Annotated in this window: 19 protein-coding genes, 4 tRNA genes and 1 pseudogene; 14 read left to right on the top strand and 10 right to left on the bottom strand. The window is 58.9% G+C overall.

Going from position 1 to position 20,327, the window contains the following annotated elements; all coding sequences use genetic code 11:
- Positions 1-101: 101 nt before the first annotated feature.
- Positions 102-1,124, bottom strand: a complete 1,023-nt coding sequence (locus ACGJAX_RS02025) for an outer membrane protein assembly factor BamD (RefSeq protein WP_390957298.1) — start codon at positions 1,122-1,124, stop codon at positions 102-104.
- Between the two features lie 151 nt (positions 1,125-1,275).
- On the opposite strand from ACGJAX_RS02025, the gene rluD reads away from it, so the two are divergent.
- The 9 genes and pseudogenes from rluD to ACGJAX_RS01980 all read left to right on the top strand — a co-directional run bounded on the left by rluD (position 1,276) and on the right by ACGJAX_RS01980 (position 8,284).
- Positions 1,276-2,238, top strand: a complete 963-nt coding sequence (gene rluD / locus ACGJAX_RS02020; protein ID WP_090325250.1) for a 23S rRNA pseudouridine(1911/1915/1917) synthase RluD — start codon at positions 1,276-1,278, stop codon at positions 2,236-2,238.
- Positions 2,235-2,954, top strand: a complete 720-nt coding sequence (pgeF, locus tag ACGJAX_RS02015; RefSeq protein ID WP_090325248.1) for a peptidoglycan editing factor PgeF — start codon at positions 2,235-2,237, stop codon at positions 2,952-2,954. Before rluD ends, pgeF begins: the two co-directional genes overlap by 4 nt.
- Positions 2,955-3,133: 179 nt before the next feature.
- Entirely contained in the window at positions 3,134-5,698 is a 2,565-nt protein-coding gene (clpB, locus tag ACGJAX_RS02010; RefSeq protein WP_090325246.1) for an ATP-dependent chaperone ClpB, read from the top strand.
- Positions 5,699-6,099: 401 nt separating this feature from the next.
- Positions 6,100-6,175, top strand: a tRNA-Asn gene (locus tag ACGJAX_RS02005).
- Positions 6,176-6,184: 9 nt separating this feature from the next.
- Positions 6,185-6,261, top strand: a tRNA-Pro gene (locus tag ACGJAX_RS02000).
- Between the two features lie 5 nt (positions 6,262-6,266).
- Positions 6,267-6,342, top strand: a tRNA-Lys gene (locus ACGJAX_RS01995).
- Positions 6,343-6,437: 95 nt separating this feature from the next.
- Positions 6,438-6,514: transfer RNA gene (locus ACGJAX_RS01990), tRNA-Pro, on the top strand.
- A gap of 144 nt (positions 6,515-6,658) precedes the next feature.
- Positions 6,659-7,381, top strand: a pseudogene (locus ACGJAX_RS01985) (MCP four helix bundle domain-containing protein); the annotation flags it as partial.
- A 39-nt stretch (positions 7,382-7,420) separates the two neighbouring features.
- Positions 7,421-8,284, top strand: coding sequence for a methyl-accepting chemotaxis protein (locus tag ACGJAX_RS01980; RefSeq protein ID WP_390959788.1), 864 nt, complete (start codon positions 7,421-7,423; stop codon positions 8,282-8,284).
- Positions 8,285-8,403: 119 nt separating this feature from the next.
- Here the strand turns inward: ACGJAX_RS01980 and ACGJAX_RS01975 are convergent, their stop codons facing one another.
- The 4 genes from ACGJAX_RS01975 to ACGJAX_RS01960 are packed head-to-tail and all read right to left on the bottom strand — an operon-like array spanning position 8,404 to position 11,141.
- Positions 8,404-9,702: an NAD(P)/FAD-dependent oxidoreductase gene (locus ACGJAX_RS01975; protein WP_247254691.1), complete on the bottom strand. Its 1,299-nt coding sequence runs from the start codon at positions 9,700-9,702 to the stop codon at positions 8,404-8,406.
- Between the two features lie 60 nt (positions 9,703-9,762).
- Positions 9,763-9,936, bottom strand: a complete 174-nt coding sequence (locus ACGJAX_RS01970) for a DUF3094 family protein (protein WP_047533382.1) — start codon at positions 9,934-9,936, stop codon at positions 9,763-9,765.
- A 54-nt stretch (positions 9,937-9,990) separates the two neighbouring features.
- A complete protein-coding gene (locus ACGJAX_RS01965) occupies positions 9,991-10,518 on the bottom strand; it encodes an MOSC domain-containing protein (RefSeq protein WP_390957296.1) in 528 nt (175 codons plus the stop codon).
- Complete coding sequence (locus tag ACGJAX_RS01960; RefSeq protein ID WP_090325235.1) at positions 10,515-11,141, bottom strand: DUF1780 domain-containing protein; 627 nt, start codon at positions 11,139-11,141, stop codon at positions 10,515-10,517. The genes ACGJAX_RS01965 and ACGJAX_RS01960 overlap by 4 nt, the downstream gene beginning before the upstream one ends.
- Before the next feature lie 127 nt (positions 11,142-11,268).
- Here ACGJAX_RS01960 and ACGJAX_RS01955 point away from each other — a divergent pair, with 127 nt between their 5' ends.
- From ACGJAX_RS01955 to ACGJAX_RS01945, 3 genes are all read left to right on the top strand, one after another.
- A complete protein-coding gene (locus tag ACGJAX_RS01955) occupies positions 11,269-11,736 on the top strand; it encodes an FAD/FMN-containing dehydrogenase (protein ID WP_390957295.1) in 468 nt (155 codons plus the stop codon).
- Complete coding sequence (locus ACGJAX_RS01950; RefSeq protein ID WP_247254694.1) at positions 11,733-12,422, top strand: energy-coupling factor ABC transporter permease; 690 nt, start codon at positions 11,733-11,735, stop codon at positions 12,420-12,422. The genes ACGJAX_RS01955 and ACGJAX_RS01950 overlap by 4 nt, the downstream gene beginning before the upstream one ends.
- Positions 12,423-12,485: 63 nt before the next feature.
- Positions 12,486-12,701, top strand: coding sequence for a hypothetical protein (locus ACGJAX_RS01945; protein ID WP_047533370.1), 216 nt, complete (start codon positions 12,486-12,488; stop codon positions 12,699-12,701).
- 9 nt (positions 12,702-12,710) lie between these two features.
- Here the strand turns inward: ACGJAX_RS01945 and yacG are convergent, their stop codons facing one another.
- Genes yacG through ACGJAX_RS01925 form a run of 4 tightly spaced genes read right to left on the bottom strand, consistent with a single transcriptional unit; the run spans position 12,711 to position 15,619 of the window.
- Positions 12,711-12,911: a DNA gyrase inhibitor YacG gene (gene yacG / locus ACGJAX_RS01940; RefSeq protein ID WP_248915558.1), complete on the bottom strand. Its 201-nt coding sequence runs from the start codon at positions 12,909-12,911 to the stop codon at positions 12,711-12,713.
- A complete protein-coding gene (gene coaE, locus ACGJAX_RS01935) occupies positions 12,908-13,531 on the bottom strand; it encodes a dephospho-CoA kinase (protein ID WP_390957294.1) in 624 nt (207 codons plus the stop codon). The genes yacG and coaE overlap by 4 nt, the downstream gene beginning before the upstream one ends.
- On the bottom strand, positions 13,528-14,400 hold the full coding sequence (locus ACGJAX_RS01930) for an A24 family peptidase (protein ID WP_248915556.1): 873 nt from the start codon (positions 14,398-14,400) through the stop codon (positions 13,528-13,530). Before ACGJAX_RS01930 ends, coaE begins: the two co-directional genes overlap by 4 nt.
- Before the next feature lies 1 nt (position 14,401).
- Positions 14,402-15,619: a type II secretion system F family protein gene (locus tag ACGJAX_RS01925; RefSeq protein WP_390957293.1), complete on the bottom strand. Its 1,218-nt coding sequence runs from the start codon at positions 15,617-15,619 to the stop codon at positions 14,402-14,404.
- Positions 15,620-16,039: 420 nt separating this feature from the next.
- Here ACGJAX_RS01925 and ACGJAX_RS01920 point away from each other — a divergent pair, with 420 nt between their 5' ends.
- Together ACGJAX_RS01920 and ACGJAX_RS01915 are read left to right on the top strand one after the other, a co-directional pair.
- A complete protein-coding gene (locus ACGJAX_RS01920) occupies positions 16,040-16,459 on the top strand; it encodes a pilin (RefSeq protein WP_390957292.1) in 420 nt (139 codons plus the stop codon).
- Positions 16,460-16,767: 308 nt separating this feature from the next.
- Positions 16,768-17,121: a BON domain-containing protein gene (locus ACGJAX_RS01915; RefSeq protein WP_090325225.1), complete on the top strand. Its 354-nt coding sequence runs from the start codon at positions 16,768-16,770 to the stop codon at positions 17,119-17,121.
- A gap of 189 nt (positions 17,122-17,310) precedes the next feature.
- Here ACGJAX_RS01915 and ACGJAX_RS01910 read toward each other — a convergent pair whose 3' ends face one another.
- Entirely contained in the window at positions 17,311-20,265 is a 2,955-nt protein-coding gene (locus ACGJAX_RS01910; RefSeq protein ID WP_390957291.1) for a DUF748 domain-containing protein, read from the bottom strand.
- Positions 20,266-20,327 lie beyond the last annotated feature (62 nt).

Raw genomic sequence — 20,327 nt, 5'->3', positions numbered from 1 at the left:
TAGCCCGGTACATCACGGGCGCACAGCGTAATGCTCTGCACAAAAAACGGCGTAATAAAAAAGGGAGACTCGAGAGTCTCCCTTTTGGCCCTGGCGGGGTGTCAGTCGAACACGCCGAAGGTCATGTAGCTGAACCACGAACGGTCGCTGTTGTTGCCTTCGGCTTCGTGATTCTGTTCTTTGATCACATCGTCACTGGAATCTTTAGGCTTGAGTTCGCTCGGAATCGCATCCTTGGCGTCCTGGAACTGCTTCTGCACGTCCTGGTTGGCGCGGGTTTCTCCCGGTGGCAGCGGAGGGCGGGACTCGATCAGGCCCAAGGTCGCCTTGCTCAACCACGAACGGTTGTCAGCTTCGGCTACCGACGGCACGAACTGGCCGTCGACCAGGCTAGGATGGTTCGGGTAGTTGAGCTTCAAGGTTTCGAGACTGGTGGCGGCCAGCTCATCCAGGTGCAGGCGCTGGTAGGCTTCGGTCATCACTGCCAGGCCGTCGCCGACCGAAGGCGTTTCCTGGAAGTTTTCCACCACGTAACGGCCACGGTTCGCGGCGGCCACATAGGCCTGACGGGTCAGGTAGTAGTTGGCCACGTGAATTTCATAGGCCGCCAGCAGGTTGCGCAGGTAGATCATGCGCTGCTTGGCATCCGGTGCGTAACGGCTGTTCGGGAAGCGGCTGGTCAGCTGGGCGAACTCGTTGTAGGAGTCGCGGGCGGCGCCCGGGTCACGCTTGGTCATGTCCAGGGGCAGGAAGCGTGCCAGCAGGCCGACGTCCTGGTCGAAAGAAGTCAGGCCCTTGAGGTAGTAGGCGTAATCGACATTCGGATGTTGTGGGTGCAGGCGAATGAAACGCTCGGCGGCGGCTTTGGCAGCCTCTGGCTCGCTGTTCTTGTAGTTGGCGTAGATGAGCTCGAGTTGAGCCTGATCGGCATAACGACCGAACGGATAACGCGATTCCAGAGCCTTCAGCTTGGCAGTGGCGCTGGTGTAGCTATTGTTGTCCAGATCGGCCTGGGCCTGTTGGTACAACTCGACTTCACTCAGGTTTTCGTCTACGACTTCCTTCGATGAGCAAGCAGCGGTCAATGCGAGGATGGCGATCAGCAGCAGGTGTTTCACTTGCATGGCGGCTTGCGTCCCTATGACGGCCGCTGTCTTGGGCGTGGCCGTCCTGTTATGATGAGCGCCCCGTTGAATAGCCTCGGGGCAAAAGACGCCGTATTTAACCACAAGCGCGCAGCCGAAACCAAAGGCTGTGCCGACGCCTAGTCTGAGCATGTCCGATAAAATTGAACTTCGCGCAGAGGTGCCGTCCGAATTGGGCGGCCAACGCCTCGATCAAGTCGCCGCACAATTATTCGCTGAGCACTCGCGCTCGCGCCTTTCCGCCTGGATCAAAGACGGCCGCCTGACTGTGGATGGGGCGGTTATCCGCCCGCGAGACATCGTTCACGGCGGCGCCATTCTTGAACTCACTGCCGAGCAGGAAGCTCAGGGCGAATGGGTCGCTCAAGACATTGCCCTGGATATCGTCTATGAAGACGACGACATCCTGGTGATCAACAAGCCTGCGGGCCTGGTGGTGCACCCGGCAGCCGGTCACGCCGATGGCACCTTGCTCAACGCCTTGCTGCACCATGTGCCGGACATTATCAATGTGCCGCGCGCCGGTATCGTGCACCGTCTGGACAAGGACACCACCGGTCTGATGGTGGTGGCCAAGACCATTCAGGCGCAAACTCAACTGGTGACTCAGTTGCAGAGCCGCAGTGTCAGCCGGATCTACGAGTGCATCGTGATTGGCGTGGTGACGGCTGGCGGCAAGATCAATGCGCCGATCGGTCGTCATGGTCAGCAGCGCCAGCGCATGGCGGTGATGGAAGGGGGCAAGCAAGCCGTCAGCCATTACCGTGTGCTCGAGCGTTTCCGCTCCCACACTCACGTGCGGGTGAAGCTGGAAACCGGTCGTACGCACCAGATTCGCGTGCATATGGCGCACATCAACTTCCCGTTGGTCGGAGATCCTGCCTACGGCGGTCGTTTCCGTATTCCACCGGCAGCCAACCCGACGATGGTCGAATCCTTGAAAAACTTCCCGCGTCAGGCGCTGCATGCGCGCTTCCTGGAGCTGGATCATCCGACCACCGGTCAACGCATGAGCTGGGAATCGCCATTGCCGGAAGATTTCGTCTGGTTGCTGACCCTGCTCAAGCAAGACCGCGAGGCGTTCATCGGATGAGTGACTGGCTGATTCCTGACTGGCCCGCGCCGGCCGGGGTCAAGGCCTGTGTGACCACCCGTGCGGGCGGCGTCAGTCAGGCGCCGTTCGACAGCCTCAACCTTGGCGATCACGTCGACGACAGTCCTGAAGCTGTCGCCGAAAATCGCCGTCGCCTCACCGATCATTTCTCCATTCAACCGGCCTGGCTGCAACAGGTCCACGGCATTGTCGTGGCCCATGCCGACCCGAGCCAGGTGGTCACTGCTGACGCCAGCTGGACGGCGACGCCCGGCATCGCTTGCGCGGCCATGACTGCCGACTGCCTGCCAGCGTTGTTTTGCGACCGCGCCGGCACTCGCGTCGCGGCGGCCCATGCCGGTTGGCGCGGGTTGGCGGCTGGCGTGCTGGAAGCCACTCTCGACAGCCTGGACGTGCCACCCGCCGACGTATTGGTATGGCTCGGCCCGGCCATCGGCCCGCAAGCCTTTGAAGTCGGCCCGGAAGTGCGCGAAACCTTCGTTCAGCAATTGCCGCAAGCAGCGGATGCTTTCGTGCCAAGCGTAAACGCCGGCAAATTCATGGCCGACATCTATAGGTTGGCGCGTTTGCGTTTGGCAGCCCGCGGTGTCACCGCCGTTTATGGTGGCGGTTTCTGCACCGTGACCGATCAACGCTTCTTTTCTTATCGCCGTGCGTCCCGCACTGGCCGGTTTGCCTCCCTTATCTGGCTGTAGTGCCCTGAATAAAGAGTGCTGTTACTCGTAAGGCAGGGCACCACGCTAGACTTGTCTGATCTGCATCAACATCACGACGCTTGAATCTCCCAGAATCGACCGCATCTATTGTGCTATCTGGCAGGTTTCTTCATTCAGGATGTTTTATAGGTCCGGCCTGCTCAAAAGGAAGGTGACCCATGCGTATAGACCGTTTGACCAGCAAATTGCAGTTAGCCTTGTCCGACGCCCAATCCCTGGCCGTCGGTCTCGACCATCCGGCCATTGAACCGGCGCACTTGATGCAGGCCCTGCTCGAGCAGCAGGGTGGTTCGATCAAACCTCTGTTGATGCAAACAGGCTTCGACATCAACAGCCTGCGTAAAGAGCTGACCAAAGAGCTCGACCAGCTGCCGAAAATCCAGAACCCGACCGGCGACGTCAACATGTCGCAGGATCTGGCGCGCCTGCTCAATCAGGCCGATCGGCTGGCCCAGCAGAAGGGCGACCAGTTCATCTCCAGCGAGCTGGTGCTGCTTGCTGCCATGGACGAGAACAGCAAGCTCGGCAAATTGTTGCTCGGCCAGGGCGTGAGCAAGAAAGCCCTGGAAAATGCGATCAACAACCTGCGCGGTGGCGAGGCGGTCAATGATCCTAACCACGAAGAGTCGCGTCAGGCGCTGGATAAGTACACGGTCGACCTGACCAAGCGCGCCGAAGAGGGCAAGCTGGATCCGGTGATTGGCCGTGACGACGAAATTCGCCGGACCATTCAGGTGCTGCAACGCCGCACCAAGAACAATCCGGTATTGATCGGTGAGCCTGGGGTCGGCAAGACCGCCATCGCTGAAGGTCTGGCCCAGCGCATCATCAACGGCGAAGTGCCGGACGGCCTCAAGGGCAAGCGCCTGCTGTCCCTGGACATGGGGGCGTTGATTGCCGGCGCCAAGTATCGCGGCGAATTCGAAGAACGCCTGAAGTCCCTGCTCAATGAACTGTCGAAGCAGGAAGGTCAGATCATTCTGTTCATCGACGAATTGCACACCATGGTCGGCGCCGGCAAGGGCGAAGGTTCGATGGACGCGGGCAACATGCTCAAGCCGGCATTGGCTCGCGGTGAACTGCATTGCGTCGGCGCAACCACACTCAATGAGTACCGCCAATATATAGAGAAGGACGCCGCCCTCGAGCGACGCTTCCAGAAAGTGTTGGTGGACGAGCCGAGTGAAGAAGACACCATCGCGATCCTGCGGGGCCTGAAAGAGCGTTACGAGGTTCACCACAAGGTGGCGATCACCGACGGTGCGATTATCGCGGCGGCCAAGCTCAGCCACCGCTATATTACTGACCGCCAGTTGCCGGACAAGGCCATCGACCTGATCGATGAAGCCGCCAGCCGCATCCGCATGGAGATCGACTCCAAGCCGGAAGTGCTGGACCGCCTGGAACGTCGCTTGATTCAGTTGAAGGTGGAATCCCAGGCGCTGAAGAAAGAAAGCGATGACGCGGCGAAGAAACGTCTGGAAAAACTCCAGGAAGAAATCGTTCGCCTTGAGCGTGAGTACTCGGATCTCGAAGAAATCTGGAACTCGGAAAAGGCCGAGGTTCAGGGCTCTGCGCAGATTCAGCAAAAGATCGAACAGTCCCGTCAGGAACTGGAAACCGCGCGCCGCAAAGGCGACCTGAACCGCATGGCCGAGTTGCAGTACGGGGTGATCCCGGACCTGGAGCGCAGTCTGCAGATGGTCGACCAGCATGGCAAAAGCGAAAACCAGTTGCTGCGCAGCAAGGTGACTGAAGAAGAGATCGCCGAAGTCGTGTCGAAATGGACCGGGATTCCTGTGTCGAAAATGCTTGAAGGCGAGCGCGACAAGCTTATGAAGATGGAAAGCCTGTTGCACCAGCGCGTGATCGGCCAGGACGAAGCGGTGGTCGCGGTCTCCAACGCGGTGCGGCGTTCCCGTGCCGGTTTGGCCGACCCGAATCGCCCGAGTGGTTCGTTCATGTTCCTCGGCCCGACCGGTGTCGGTAAAACCGAGCTGTGCAAGGCACTGGCGGAGTTCCTCTTTGATACTGAAGAGGCGATGGTGCGCATTGATATGTCCGAGTTCATGGAGAAGCATTCCGTGGCTCGCCTGATCGGTGCTCCACCGGGCTACGTAGGCTATGAGGAGGGCGGTTACCTGACCGAGGCGGTGCGTCGCAAGCCTTACTCGGTGATCCTGCTGGACGAGGTCGAGAAGGCGCATCCGGATGTGTTCAACATCTTGCTGCAAGTGCTCGAGGATGGGCGGTTGACTGACAGCCATGGCCGCACGGTGGATTTCAAAAATACCGTGATTGTCATGACGTCCAACCTGGGCTCGGTGCAGATCCAGGAATTGGTCGGTGATCGCGAGGCCCAGCGTGCAGCGGTAATGGACGCGATTTCCTCGCACTTCCGGCCGGAGTTCATCAACCGGGTCGACGAAGTGGTGATCTTCGAGCCTTTGGCGCGGGATCAGATTGCCGGAATTACCGAGATCCAGTTGGGGCGTCTGCGCAGTCGCCTGACCGAGCGGGAACTGAAGCTGGAACTCAGCCCTGAGGCCATGGATAAGCTGATCGCGGTAGGCTACGACCCGGTTTATGGCGCTCGCCCGCTGAAACGAGCGATCCAGCGCTGGATCGAAAACCCGCTGGCTCAGTTGATTCTGTCGGGTCGTTTCATGCCCGGCGACACTGCCAAGGGCGTTGTGGAGAACGACGAAATCGTCTTCGTTTGATCCACTGCAGGAGCGAGCCAGCTCGCGATGGTCGTTAACGATAACGCGTGTTATCTGGCTAAACGCAGCGCTCAAGAGTTCTTCGCGAGCAAGCTGGCTTCTACAAAAACGCGTAACTGAACAGGAGGCCTCGCATTGCGAGGCCTTTTTTTCGTTAGGCTGTTGAACTTAAAGGAAAAGGCTTGTAAAGTGCGCCCCGCAGTCAGTCACCCGCCAGGGTTTCCGCTCCCCAAGCAGGAATCCAAAATAAGTTGCAAATCATTAACTTGAAAGCAATTTAGGGGGTTGACAGAGGTGCTGAAGATTGTAGAATAGCGCGCCTCAGACACACGAACGCAGCGATGCGAACGAGTCGAAGAGAACGCAGTAAAGCTTCACCGTTGTAAATTGAAATATGTAGTTCCGTGATAGCTCAGTCGGTAGAGCAAATGACTGTTAATCATTGGGTCCCAGGTTCGAGTCCTGGTCACGGAGCCAATTTCAAACCGGGGTATAGCGCAGTCCGGTAGCGCGCCTGCTTTGGGAGCAGGATGTCAGGAGTTCGAATCCCCTTACCCCGACCATTTTTGGGTCGTTAGCTCAGTTGGTAGAGCAGTTGGCTTTTAACCAATTGGTCGTAGGTTCGAATCCCACACGACCCACCATTTTTGAAACCAGTTAAGTCTGGGATCAAATCTTAAGATCAGACGCCAAAAGCTCTGTTCGCAGAAGGCGCCTTTCAAAGGTGCCTTTTTTTTACCGGGGTATAGCGCAGTCCGGTAGCGCGCCTGCTTTGGGAGCAGGATGTCAGGAGTTCGAATCCCCTTACCCCGACCATATTAAAAATCCTCGTATCGAAAGATACGGGGATTTTTTTTGCCTGCGAAAAAGCATTTCGTTTCAAGTCATCGTACAACTTGCCGATAACGAGCTGTCGGGGCACAGCCCCCACTCAAGCCAACAACAAGAAAGGCGCTCGTTATGTTTCTTCGACAGTTGAATATTGCCCCACGTGCTGCGTTGGGTTTCGCCTTGATTGCGGTGCTGGTGGCGCTGCTCGGAATATTTGCGCTGGGGCAAATGTCGAGCATCCGCGAGAGTGAGGTGGCGGTGGAGAAACAGTGGCTGCCGAGTATTCGTGGTGGCGACGAGATCCGCGAGATCATGCTGCGCATCCGCACGATATCCCTGCGCATGGCCCTGGATCAGGACCCGAAGAACATCACCCAATACCGCAGCCAAATGGATACCCGCGACAAGGAACTGAGCGAAAAGATTGCCGCCTACGACAAGCTGGTCACCACGGCTGAAGGCAAGGCGCTGTACGAGCAATTCAAAAATACCTTTGCGGCCTATCGCGCCGGCATTGCCCAGTCGTTCACCCTGGCCGAACAGGGGCGTCGTGACGAATTGACCAAACTGTTGCTGGTGGACATGAAGACTGTGGTCGACGGTTCCGGCAAGCAACTCAGTGATCTGGCTGAACTGTTTACCAAACAAGTCGCGGCGGAAAGCGACAAGTCCAAAGATCACTACGAAACCTCACGCACCATTGTGAGTGTGTTCATCGCCCTGGCGGCATTGGCCACGGTTGGCCTGGCCATGTTGCTGACCCGTAGCATCGTGCGCCCCCTGAGTGACGCTGTGAGCGCTGCAGAGCACGTGGCGCAGGGCGATCTGACCCGCCCGATCGAAACCCATGGCAATGACGAAGTCAGTCGTTTGCTCAAAGCGTTGGCGACCATGCAGCAAACCCTGCGGGACACCCTGCAGGGTATCAGCGGATCGGCCACGCAATTGGCCACGGCGGCCGATGAGCTGAGTGCCGTGACCCTCGATAGCACCCAGGGCCTGCAACAGCAGAACAACGAGATTGAGCAAGCGGCTACGGCGGTCAATGAAATGACCATTGCTGTTGAAGAGGTTGCGCGCAACGCGGTCTCCACGTCCGATGCCACCCGCCAGTCCAGTGAGTCCGCGCATCAAGGGCAAGAGAGAGTCAGCGAAACCGCCAGTGCGATCAGTGCACTGGCCGACGACGTGCAGAGTACCGGTGCGCTGGTGCAATCGCTGGCCAATCAATCCCAGGATATCGGCAAGGTGCTGGATGTGATTCGCGCCATCGCCGAACAAACCAACTTGCTGGCGCTCAACGCGGCCATTGAAGCCGCACGCGCGGGCGAGAGTGGTCGCGGGTTTGCGGTGGTGGCCGATGAAGTGCGCGCGTTGGCCTATCGCACGCAGCAATCGACCCAGGAAATCGAACAGATGGTGCAGGGCATGCGCAATGGTTCGAGCCTGGCCCTGGAGGCCATGAACGCCAGCGCCTCCCGTGCCGCCAGCACGCTGGTGCTGGCCAAGAGGGCAGGTGAAGCGCTGCAAACCATCACGACGTCGGTGCATCAGATTCACGAGCGAAACCTGGTGATCGCCAGTGCGGCCGAGGAGCAGGCCCAAGTGGCGCGTGAGGTCGATCGCAATCTGGTGAATATCCGTGACCTGTCTGTGCGTTCGGCTGCCGGGGCCGATCAGACCAGCGCATCGAGCCATGAACTGTCGCAGTTGGCGAATGCCCTGCAGGGGATGGTGCGGCGCTTCCGGGTGTAATGTTCCCGGAAAAAATGTGGGAGCGAGCCTGCTCGCGAAAGCGGTATGACATTCAGCGCATTAGTTGAATGTTAAACCGTCATCGCGAGCAGGCTCACTCCCACAGTGGTTGTGCGGTATCAGTGCAACTTGAGCCGTGGCTCGGTGCCGCGTCCGATCTTGCTGCCCAGCATCAGCATTGCCGTGCGGAACGGCCCGTACAGCGCCATCTGGTGCATGCGGTACAGCGACACGTAAAACATCCGCGCCAGCCATCCTTCAAGCATCACGCTGCCGGTGAGATTGCCCATCAAGTTACCCACCGCAGAAAACCGCGACAGCGAGATCAGCGAGCCGTAATCGGTGTACTTGTACTCAGGCAATGCCTTGCCTTCAATCCGCAGTTTCAGCGACTTGGCCAGCAGCGACGCCTGTTGATGCGCAGCTTGCGCGCGCGGCGGCACGTTGCGGTCGGTGCCCGGTTGCGGGCAGGCCGCACAGTCACCGAAGGCGAAGATATTCTCGTCACGGGTGGTTTGCAGGGTCGGCAACACTTGCAGTTGATTGATGCGGTTGGTTTCCAGGCCGTCGATGTCCTTGAGGAAGCCCGGTGCACGAATGCCGGCGGCCCAGACTTTCAGGCTGGCGTTGATGACTTTGCCATCGACGGTGATCAGGCTGTCCGCCGTCACTTCGCTGACCGCAGCGTTGGTCATGACATTGACCCCGAGCTTCTCGAGGGTTTTATGCACAGGCCCGCCAATTCGCTCTGGCAGCGCCGGCAGAACCCGTGGCCCGGCTTCGATCAGGGTGATGTGCATGTTTTCCGGCTTGATCCGATCCAGGCCATAGGCCGCCAGTTCGTGGGCCGCATTGTGCAGTTCGGCGGCCAGTTCGACTCCGGTGGCACCGGCGCCGACGATGGCAACGCTGATCTGTTCGACCTTGTCGGTCTGCCCGGCATGCGCTCGCAGGTAATGGTTGAGCAACTGCTGGTGGAAGCGCTCGGCCTGTTTGCGGGTGTCGAGGAACAGGCAATGCTGGGCCGCGCCCTGGGTGCCGAAATCGTTGGTCGTGCTGCCGACGGAAATCACCAGCGAGTCGTAAGCCACCTCCCGCGCCGGAACCAGCTCCAGGCCGGCTTCGTCATAAGTGGCGGCCAGCTGGATTTTCTTCTGCGTGCGATCGAGCCCGCTCATGCGCCCCAACTGGAACTCGAAGTGGTTCCATTTTGCCTGGGCAACATAATTGAGTTCGTCTTCGGAAGAATTCAGGGAACCGGCCGCCACTTCGTGCAGCAGCGGTTTCCAGATGTGGGTCAGATTCGCGTCGACCAGCATTACACTGGCGATGCCGCGTTTACCCAGAGTCTTACCCAGACGGGTAGCCAACTCCAGACCGCCGGCGCCGCCGCCAACGATGACAATACGATGAGTCATGGGGATATCTCGCAAGGCTAAAGGAAATCGGTGCAGTCAACCGAGCGAGCGCGAAGCGGCTCATAGCGTCAGGTAACTGATAAGTCGGCTCAACAAGCCCAGACCAATGGTCACGGCCAACACCAGCACAAGGAGCATCCACGGCCGGAAGGGCCGGCGCTCGACTCGGTGCTGGGACAGATGCAGGTACTCTTCGACATGCTTCTGGTCGTCGGGGTTCAGGCGGCTGGTCATATCGGGCCTCGTCAGGGGTAGACGTTGCTGAGTGTGTAGAGGTTACAGATTGATTTAACGAACGTTGAACGGAGCATAGCCGCTGTCCGGAATCGGCTCGACGCTCACCGTGTCGTCCAGGCGAATGATTCCACTTTGTAACACTCGGGCAGTGATTCCGCCATGTCCGCGAACGGCCTGAAAGGTCCCGGGGCCGAGGCTGTTTTGCAGGCGTGCGCAAGGCTGGCACCAGCCAGTGGTTTCGAAAATGGCCTGGCCGATTTTGAAGCGACGCCCCTTGAGGCTGAACAGGTTGATGCCGCTGATAACCAGATTGCGCCGTAACTCACCAGGCAACACCGGTTTGTCAGGCGGACGGCCCATCAGCGAGCTGATCACCGCTAGATGCTCCCATTGAATCAACGTCACTTGCCGTGCATTGCGTACACCCGGCCGGGCTCGATCACCGGTCAAGCCAGCCTCCAGTCGCGCTTCCACGGCCTCCAGTTCGATCATCGGTACGTGAGGTTGTGGGCGCACGCCAATCCAGCGTACGCGACCGATTTGCGGGACTTCGGCGATCAGTTCCTGCAATGGGCTCACAGACTGATCCCGACGTCGAAAACAATGCTGCGCCCCAGGTTGCTGCGCAGGAAATCCGGAGCATCGGGATGCGCAAACAGTACTCGGGCGAAGGTCGGCCCCACCAGTGACAGTGAGCGCCAGCCTTGGCGCAAGTATTCGGTGGGCGGCGGGAAATGGCTGTTGAGGTCCAGCACTTCGCGCTTGAGGCTGGCAAAGGCGATGATGTCCAGTTCGCCCAGATCCATGCCGCGTTCTTTGTAGTTGTGCGCTTTTTTGCGCAAGGTCGGCGCCAGTCGCAGCAAGAATTCGTTGGCCGGGATGCGCCGCGGCTTGGCCTCGCGCCGTACCAGCTGGCTCAGGGAGAACGCGCTGCGTCGCCGTTGCAGCTCATCGCGCCATTCGTCGTTGAGACGCCGGCCTTCGTCGAGAACGAAGAACACCTCGAAACTGGCATCGCGAAACAACACGTCCGGCGGCTCGCCGGCCGGGGCGAATTCGTCGGCACGATAAGAAATGTTCAAGCCTTGCAGCAGGCGCTGGCAGACCCAACGCTCCCGCTCCCATTTGCGGGCATTGGACAGGAACGCGTTGGCTTGCTCGGCCGCGATGGTCAGCAGGCGTAAGTAATCTGAGTCATCCATAGGCCCAAGCTTAGCGTTCAATTGCGACAAGCAGAAAGCGTTAAGCGGTAAACCGCGTGACTGGGCACTCGGAAACGGCGGTGTAGACTGATGGCCACCACTCGTACGATCGACCAAGGGGTTGAATGTGAAATATTGGACGGTGTTGTTGCTCGGGCTTCTACCCCTCTGGGCCAATGCGCTTGAGGTCGGCGAGCATGTGGCGCCCTGGACGCTGCTTGATCAGTTCGATCAGGCCTTTACCCTCGATAATCGCACTCAGACGCTGCTGGTGGCTCGCAGCATGGAGGGGGCCAAGTTGGTCAACGCTGCGTTGCAAGGCCAGCCCAAAGGCTATCTGGAGGCTCGCCATGCCGTGTTTCTCGCGGATATCCAGCGCATGCCACGGCTGATCGCCAAAATGTTCGCCATACCGGCCATGCGCGATTATTCCTACCGGGTAATGCTGGATCGCGACGGCCGCGTTGCTCCGAAGTATCCCGGTGCCGAGGATAAAGTGCTGTGGTTACAGCTCAAGGACGGCCAATTGGTGGCGCAGCACGAATACGCCACGGCTGCGCAGTTGCGTGAGGCATTGGAGGCGTCTCGCCCATGATCGGCGCCGAGCTGCTGTCATCGCAAAGTCTGACAGTCGGCTGGCTGATTTATGTGCCGGTGTTGCTCTGGGCAATCTGGCGTGCGCCCTGGGTCGAGCTGTTCACCGACAGCCGTCGTCAGCACTTGCTGTTCGGCACGGTGTTCGCGCTGTTCATGTTGTGGCTGGTGCGGCGGGATTTCGATACCGGCGTGTCCTATCACTTCATCGGCATGACGGCGGTGACGCTGTTGCTGGACTGGCCGCTGGCTATCGTCGGCGGGCTGGTGGCGCAGTTGGGGCTGGTGGCGCTCGGGCGACAGGATTTGATGGCGGTCGGGGTCAATGGCGCGTTGCTGATCCTGTTGCCGGTGCTGGTGACCGAGTGCTGCGCGATCCTGGTGGAGCGTGCTCAGCCGCGAAATCCCTTTGTGTATATCTTCGTGTCCGGTTTTTTTGCGGCGGCCCTGTCGGCGTTGCTGTGCCTGCTGCTGGCGTTGTGGCTGCTGTGGTTCGACGAGCGCTTTGAGATGCCGTACTGGCTGGAGGATTTTGTCGGGTACCTGTGGTTGCTGATTTTTCCCGAGGCTTTTATCAACGGCATGGTGGTCAGCGCATTGGTGGTGTTCTGCCCGGAATGGCTGGAGACCTTCAACCGCACACGCTACCTTTCGGCGCCCTGGAAGGATGACGATCCGAAGTCTTGACTCACATCAAAGCCTGAAAACGCCGGCAATCCCATGCTCGGCAAAACCTTCAGGAGTTTCGTCATGAGTGTTTACGAGTGGGCAAGGCAGGAGTTGAGGCAGAGTCTGGATTCGGCGCAAGCCGAGGGATTTGATCCCGGGTTGAGCCTGCGCGCCTTGCTCAGTGCCGTGGTGCAGCAAAGCAAGGCGGTACGCAGTGCGGAGGATTTGGCCGACGAGCTGCATTTCCTGGCGGAAAACCTCGACGACGGTCAGGACTACGGCTTCATGCGCCCCTGACGACGGTCATCAGTGACGCGGATCGAAATCGCCGCTGAACAACTCGTCCTCGGCATCGGGGGCCACTGGGATCTTGTGTTCTTCCGCCGCCCAGGCGCCCAGGTCGATCAGTTTGCAACGGTCCGAACAGAACGGACGGAATTTGCTCTCGGGACTCCATTCGACAGGGGCGCCGCAAGTCGGGCATTCGACGGTTGGGGTTTGGCTCATGACTGGCCTCCACGCAAAGTAAGGTAAAAGTGATGCAGGCGTTCAACCTCGCTGTGCAGCCAGGCGAGGTCGCGGTCGTTGACCACCACCTCGTCGGCATGTCGTAGGCGATCCTGGCGGCTGGATTGGGCCTTGAGGATCGCCTGGACCTGCTGCTCGCTTGTCTGGTCACGCAGCAGTGTGCGTTCGATCTGAAGCTGTTCAGGGGCATCGATCACCAGCACCCGTTGAGTCATGGCGTACTGCCCGGACTCGATCAACAGCGGCGAAACCAGAATCGCGTAAGGCGATTTTGCCAGCGCCAGATGATGAGCGATTTCCTCGGCGATCAGCGGATGCAGCAACGCTTCGAGCCAGCGGCGTTCTTCCGGCACTTCGAAGATCAGTTTGCGCAGCGCGGCGCGGTCCAGTTGTCCGTCGGGCAGCAACACGCCCGGGCCAAAATGCTCGGCGATCTTCGCCAGCGCCGGCCGCCCCGGTTCGACCACCCAGCGGGCAGCATGATCGGCATCGACCACATGCACGCCGAGGTCGATGAAATGTTGGGCCGCCGCGCTTTTTCCGCTGCCGATGCCGCCGGTGAGGCCGAGAATCCAGGGTTTTTCCACAGGGGTATTCATTTCAAACCGACAAACTGCCAATAGAAGTCGGTTATTTGAACACCCCAGAGCAAGGCAATCCAGCCAGCAATGGCCAGATAGGGCCCAAAGGGGATCGGTGTCGAGGTTTTTGCCTTGCGCAGGCGCAAGCAAATCAAGCCAATAAAGGCGCCTGCGAGGGACGAAAGCAGGATAGTGAGCGGCAATATCTGCCAGCCACCCCAGGCGCCAAACATCGCCAGCAATTTGAAATCGCCATAGCCCATGCCGTCCTTGCCGGTGATCAGTTTGAACAACCAAAACACCGACCACAGCGCCATATAGCCGGCGACTGCGCCCCATAATGCATCCTGCAACGGCACGAACAGGCCGAGACTGTTGACGATCAGCCCCAGCCACATCAGCGGCAGCACCAGCACGTCCGGTAACAGTTGATGCCTGGCGTCGATCAGGCTCATGGCCAGCAGTCCCCAGGTCAGCAGCAGAGTCATGCAGGCTGCCCAGCCGAAGCCGAAGTGCCAGGCGATGAATGCCGACACCAGGCTGCAGGCGAGCTCAGTCAGCGGGTAGCGTTTGCTGATCGGTGCCGCACAGGCCGAACAGCGTCCGCGCAGCAGAACGAAACTGAGCAGCGGAATGTTTTCCCAGGCCCGAATCCGGTGACCGCAGTGCGGGCACTGGGAGTGGGGGAGCAGCAGGTTGTAGGTCGGCAGCGGTGTTTCGCCGGGAAGCCCGAGAATGTCATGGGCCTGCATGCGCCACTCGCGCTCGAGCATTTTCGGCAGGCGCCAGATCAGCACATTGAGAAAGCTGCCGACGAGCAGGCCGATCACCCCGGCGATGACGACAAAGGCTAGCGGGTAGTGGGCAAGAATTTCGTTCAGGGGCATATCAGATCGCTGAGCCGAGTTGGAAGATGGGCAGGTACATTGCGACGACCAGGCCACCGACGATAACACCCAGCACCACCATGATGAACGGTTCCATCAGGCTGGTGAGGTTATCGACCATATGATCGACGTCGTCCTCGTAGAAACCCGCGACCTTGTCGAGCATGCCGTCCAGCGTACCGGACTCCTCGCCAATGGCGGTCATCTGGATGGCCATGTTCGGAAAGATACCGGAAGTACGCATGGCGAAATTCAGCTGCATGCCCGTCGAGACATCCTGCCTGATGCGTTGCACGGCGCGCTTGAACACGATATTGCCGGTCGCGCCAGCCACCGACTCCAGCGCTTCAACCAACGGCACGCCAGCGGCGAACGTGGTCGACAGCGTACGGGCGAAGCGGGCCACGGCGGATTTGTACATCAAGGTGCCCACCAGCGGCAGTTTCAACAACCCGGTGTCCATTCGGTCGCGAAAAGCCTGGGACGTCCTCAAGGCATGACGAATGGCGAACAACGCCACGATCGTGACCCCGAGCATCATCCACCAGCTGTCCTGCATGAACCGCGACAAACCAATGACCATCACAGTGAAGGCGGGCAACTCGGCTCCGAATCCCTGGAATACCGACTGGAATTGCGGGACCACTTTGACCAGAAGAATCCCGGTGACGATGATCGCGACGAACACCACCATCAGCGGGTAGGTCATGGCTTTCTTGATCTTGGACTTGAGGCTTTCGCTCTTTTCCTTATAAGTCGCCACCCGTTCCAACAGAGTATCCAGCGCTCCGGCCTGTTCGCCGGCGTCCACCAGATTGCAGTACAACTCATCGAAATACCGGGGCTTTTTGCGCAGGGCCGCGGCAAAGCTGTTACCCGCCGCGACGTCCTGTTTCACGTCGTCCACCAGCGTGCGCATGGCCGGGTTATCGAAGCCTTCACCGATGATGTCGAACGACTGCAGTAACGGCACCCCGGCTTTCATCATGGTTGCCATTTGCCGGGTGAACAGGGCGATGTCCTGGGCCTTGATGCGTTTGCCCAGACTGAGCAGCGACGGGGTTTTCTTGCGGACCTTACCGGGATTGATGCCTTGCTTGCGCAATTTCGCCTTGATCAGCGCCGGGTTCTGTCCGCTCAGCTCGCCGGTTATTCGGGCACCTTTGCGATCGGTGCCTTCCCAGGCATACACACTGATTTTTGCTGCTTTGACCGCCATGTTCAGTCCTTGGTGACTTGCCACTTCATGAATCCCGATTCGCCCGTTGTAGCCATCGTTGCAGTGTTCGCACCCGACTGGCTCATAGATCGTGAATGTGCCGATGCGTTCCTCGGGGAAACTTCCTTGAGCCGGGCCTTGCGGGGGAGTTTCCGCCGGCCGGGGCCGATTGCCTGACCAGATCGTAGAAGGCGATGCCATGCATTGAAGTACCCGGGGCGCGATCTAGAGCCTAGTCAAACGGTGGAACCAGACCACCAGGGGTAGGTGACAAAAACTGTCAGATAGTGCGGATTCTGGGAGTAGGAAAGGGTGTTGGGCGGGTCGTGCACCCCGCCAACAGAGGGCACGGTGCCTGGCATGGGCTGTGCTCTAACAGCTTCAGATCATGAGAATTCGACTCATGCATGGAGGCTGTCAATGAACCAACAAAAAGGCTTTACCCTGATTGAGCTACTGATCGTGGTCGCAATCATCGGGATTCTGGCAACGTTCGCGATTCCTGCGTATTCCAAATACCAGGCCCGGGCCAAGGTGACGGCGGGGCTGGCGGAGATTTCGGCCTTGAAGGTGCCGTTCGAAGATGTCATCAATCAAGGCGACGATCCGGATCTGAAGACGGTGGGTGGCACCCCGACCACCTCCAATTGCACAACGACAGCGTCCGGTAAAGCGGCGGATGGCACAGGCACTATTGCCTGCACAATCGTGAATGCACCCGGCCCGGTGCTGAACAAAACCATTACCCTGACGCGTACCCTGACGGGGTGGACGTGCGCCACCACGGTCGATCAGGACTATGCGCCCAAAGGCTGTACGGGCGTCGCCCCGAAAGTCTGATCCATGACCTGATTGCCAGTACCCCGCCTTTCGCGGGGTATTTTTTTGTCCTGTTTTATACAAACCAGGTCTTCAGGAAAACCCGCGTTAATTCATGGCCTTAGGCCTGCGGTAAAACCCGCAACTTGCATGTAGGGAATTTCGAAGTCATGCATTTTGCATGATTCCGGAAATTTACGTTTTTTATAAGTTATTGATTTATATGCATTTATTGTTTATTTCAAAGTTGGCACAGCGTTCGCAATATCTCTGGTAACCCTGCTGAAAAGAAATCCAGCAGACTTTCCAGAAAAACAGGAGTTACTCGTATGAAGAAGTTCGCTATCGCTGCCGCTACTGTAACCGCGCTGACCCTGACCATGGCCAATGCTGCATTTGCACAGACTCAAGCCACCCAGGCACCCATGACACTGGCGGCCGGTGAAATGACCAAAGCCGAGGAAGCTACTTCCGATACCTGGATCACAACCAAAGTCAAAAGTGACCTGCTCACCGAAAAAGGTATTCCTGGCACCGACATCAAGGTTGAAACCAACAAAGGCGTCGTGTCCCTGTCATCCACCGTTGCGGTGACTGACGCTCAGAAAGCCACTGCCGTGGCGATCACCAAGAAAATCAAAGGCGTCAAAGCGGTCTCCGCTGACGGCCTGAAAGCCGAGTAAGGCACGACTTCTCGCCTGGACTGGGAGAAGGCGCGGCAGGCGGGCCGAGTGATACGCCTGTCGCATCTGAGGAGTTCATGCGAACGGCCATAAGGATGTGGCCATTACAGGCCCCGGCATTCGTGTCGGGGCCTGTTCTATTGTGGCGCTGCACATTAACTGGAGATCAGTTCTCGCGTTACTTTTCCTTCACTCGGCGTCCAGATGCAGGGGCGTAACCACCTTGCCGTCCTTTTCCGCTTCGCCCAGTTGGGCATCGATAAAGTACACGCGGTCATCGGCGAGTTGGCCCTTGTCGACCAGATAATCCTTAATGCTGCTGGCGCGATCCTGCCCCAACTGGCGCAACAGCACGTCGCTGGTACTCCAGAATTTGATCACGTCAGCGCGCATTTTCGCCGTGCGTTCCTCTTTGCCCAAGTCCTTCCATTCGGCGGGTGGCTGAGTTTTCAGGCGAGTGCGATAAATCCCTTCCAGCAGCGCGCCTTTCTCGTTGTCCGGCACTACCAGCATCGAAGCCTGGGCCGGCACTTTGTCACCACGGCGCTGGAGCATTTTGTAGTAGTTGTACTGGTATTCCCGTTCCAGTCGCTGTTCGGCGATCAACGGGCCGTCGCTGCTTTGCGCCGCCGTGCCTTCAATTTCCAGACGCAGGGCAGGACGTTCCTTGAGCGCGTTGGACAGTTTGACCAACGCCGCTTCAGCGTCCTTGCTCAGGTCGCTGGAACCAGGGGCAAAAGACACGCTCCCCAAGTCTTCCGAGCCACCGCCGCTGACCAGCCCGCCAATCAGCTTGAATGGCGCCGCCGCGGCTTTCACGATCAGGTTGCGCAGGGTCTGCCAGACGATCGGCATGATGCTGAACTGCGGGTTATTGAGGTCGCCGGTGACCGGCAGCTCGATGGAAATCTTGCCATCGACGTCCTTGAGCAAGGCAATCGCCAGTTTCAGCGGCAGGCTCACGGCGTCGGGGCTGTCGACCTTTTCGCCCAGTTGCAGTTGTTCAACCACCACTTTGTTTTCGGCCTTGAGCTGGCCTTTGGTGATCAGGTAATGCAGATCAAGATTGAGTCGGCCCTTACGGATACGGTAACCGGCGAACTTGCCGGAGTAGGGCGTCAGCGTGGTCAGTTCCACGCGTTTGAAGCTGGTGGCGATGTCGAGGCTGGCCATCGGGTCGAACGGATTGACCGCGCCCTTAATGGTCACCGGTGCATAGCGGTCGACCTTGCCCTTGACGTCGACACTGGCGGGCTTGGCCTGGCGGCTGTCGATGGTGCCGATTTGCCCGTTGAGTTGTTGGATGGCGGTTGCAAAGTTCGGCGTCAGGCTGAAGTCGGCGAAGTTGGCCGAGCCGTCATTGATGGCAATCCCGCCGATATGGATGCCCAGTGGCTTGTCCTTGCTGGCGGCAGGTTTGGCGGCGGCAGGCCTGGCACCGGAATCAGCCGGCTGCGGAATCAACAAGTCATCGATGTTGGTGGTGCGGTCATCGTTGATCATGAAGCGTACATAAGGCTGCATCAGGTTGATCTTGTCGATCGACAGGCTGTCACCGTGTTGATAGTTCAGGCCTTCGACCATGACCTGCTGCCATTTGAGAAAGTCGCGGGTTTTCAGGGTGTCGAGCGTATGCAGCTGATCGACCTGGGCGCGCCCGGTAACGCTGAACGCCAAGGGTTCAGTGCTTTTCAGATTGACCGCCAGATCGCTGCCAAGCATGCCGCTGCGCAGTTCCAGGCGTATGAAAGGAGTGATGTAGGACTGGGCGACTCGCAGGTCGATGTCCTTGGTCTGGACGTTGAGTCTGGCGCTGATCGGGGCCAGATTGACCTCACCGTCTGCCAGAAGCTTGCCTTGCTTGCCCACGCCAGAGTCGAGCTTGAGGGTAAAAGGCGAGCCGTTGAGACTGTCGAACTTCTGCAGGTCGAGATTCAGTGGTCCCAATTCCAGCGCGACGGCCGGTTGTGCCTTGCGGTCAGCCAGATGCACCTGATAGTCGCGCAGTTGCACGTCGTTGAGCAGGACCTGCCAAGGTTTGCTCGGTGGAGCAGGGGCCGGCTTGGGTGAATCGGCTGCTGCCGGCGTGCTGGCCGGTTCGGCGTTGGCCTTGGCGGCCGGTTTGGACGGCTGGCTGGCGAACAGCTTCTGCCAATCGAGTTGACCATCCGCTTCGAGGGCCGCCCAGGTTTCCAGCTTGTGGCTGCGGATTTTGCCGACCACTACCTGCTGCTTGGCCAGGTCCAGGGTGGTATCGCTGACGTCCAGCCGCTCAAGCTTCACCAGCGGCCGGCCATCCGGGGCCTTGATGGCGAAAGGTGCAACACTGACCGCGACATTGCTCAGCAGTAATTCGGTCTGCTTTGACAGGTTGAGTTTGTAGTCGGTGCTGAGATTGACCACCCCGCTTTCGAGGTCCAGGGGCACCGCGTCGCGCACGTAGGGCCAGAAGGACTTCATCTTGCCGTCAGTGATTTTCAACCTACCTTCGGAGGCAATCGGGATCAGGCTGAAGTTACCCGTCCAGTCGACCTGCCCGCCGCCCGGGCCGATGGCGACCAATGTCATGTCGGCACTGTCTTCGGGGCGGGTACTGAGGTGTTTAAGCTCGAAATCGAGTTTGTCGTAGAGAAATTCGATGGGCTCGCTGGGGCGCTCATCCTTGAAGTGCACGACACCGCCGGCCAGATTGATCCGGTCTATGCGCAACGGGAACGGTTTGGCATTGGGATCGGCAGGCGTCGGTTCGCTCTGTGGCAGTTTGAACAAGCCGAGCAGGTTGAGTTTGCCGTCCTTGCCGAAGAGGATCTCGGTCTTGGATTTTTCCAGTTCGATATCGGACAGATGCAGCGTCCTGGTCCAGAGGCTATCGAGCTGCAGGTTGGCGTACAGGCGTTCGAAGCCGACCTGCTCCTTGCCGGGCTCGCCGATACTCAAGCCCCAAAGGGTCACTTCGAGGCTGAACGGGTTGATTTCGATCCGCTGAAGGGTGGCGGGCATCGTGGCGTAGTTGGCCAGTTGTTGGTTGGCAACACGCAGGGCGATGCCCGGTAAAATCAGAAAGCCCAACAGACTGTAGAGGGCCAGAGCAGTCAACAAGGCGCCGACGGCGCGAATCAATCCTTTGTACATGTGTGGCTTCATCTGTCTGAATCGGAGTGCCTTGGAGTATGGCACGCGTTTGCGGTTCCGAAGCAAACAGCCCG

The sequence above is a fragment of the Pseudomonas moorei genome (assembly GCF_042846945.1).
Classification (GTDB): Bacteria; Pseudomonadota; Gammaproteobacteria; order Pseudomonadales; family Pseudomonadaceae; genus Aquipseudomonas; species Aquipseudomonas moorei.
The sequence above is the reverse complement of the archived record's forward strand: the minus strand, read 5'-3'. Positions and strand labels throughout refer to the sequence as shown.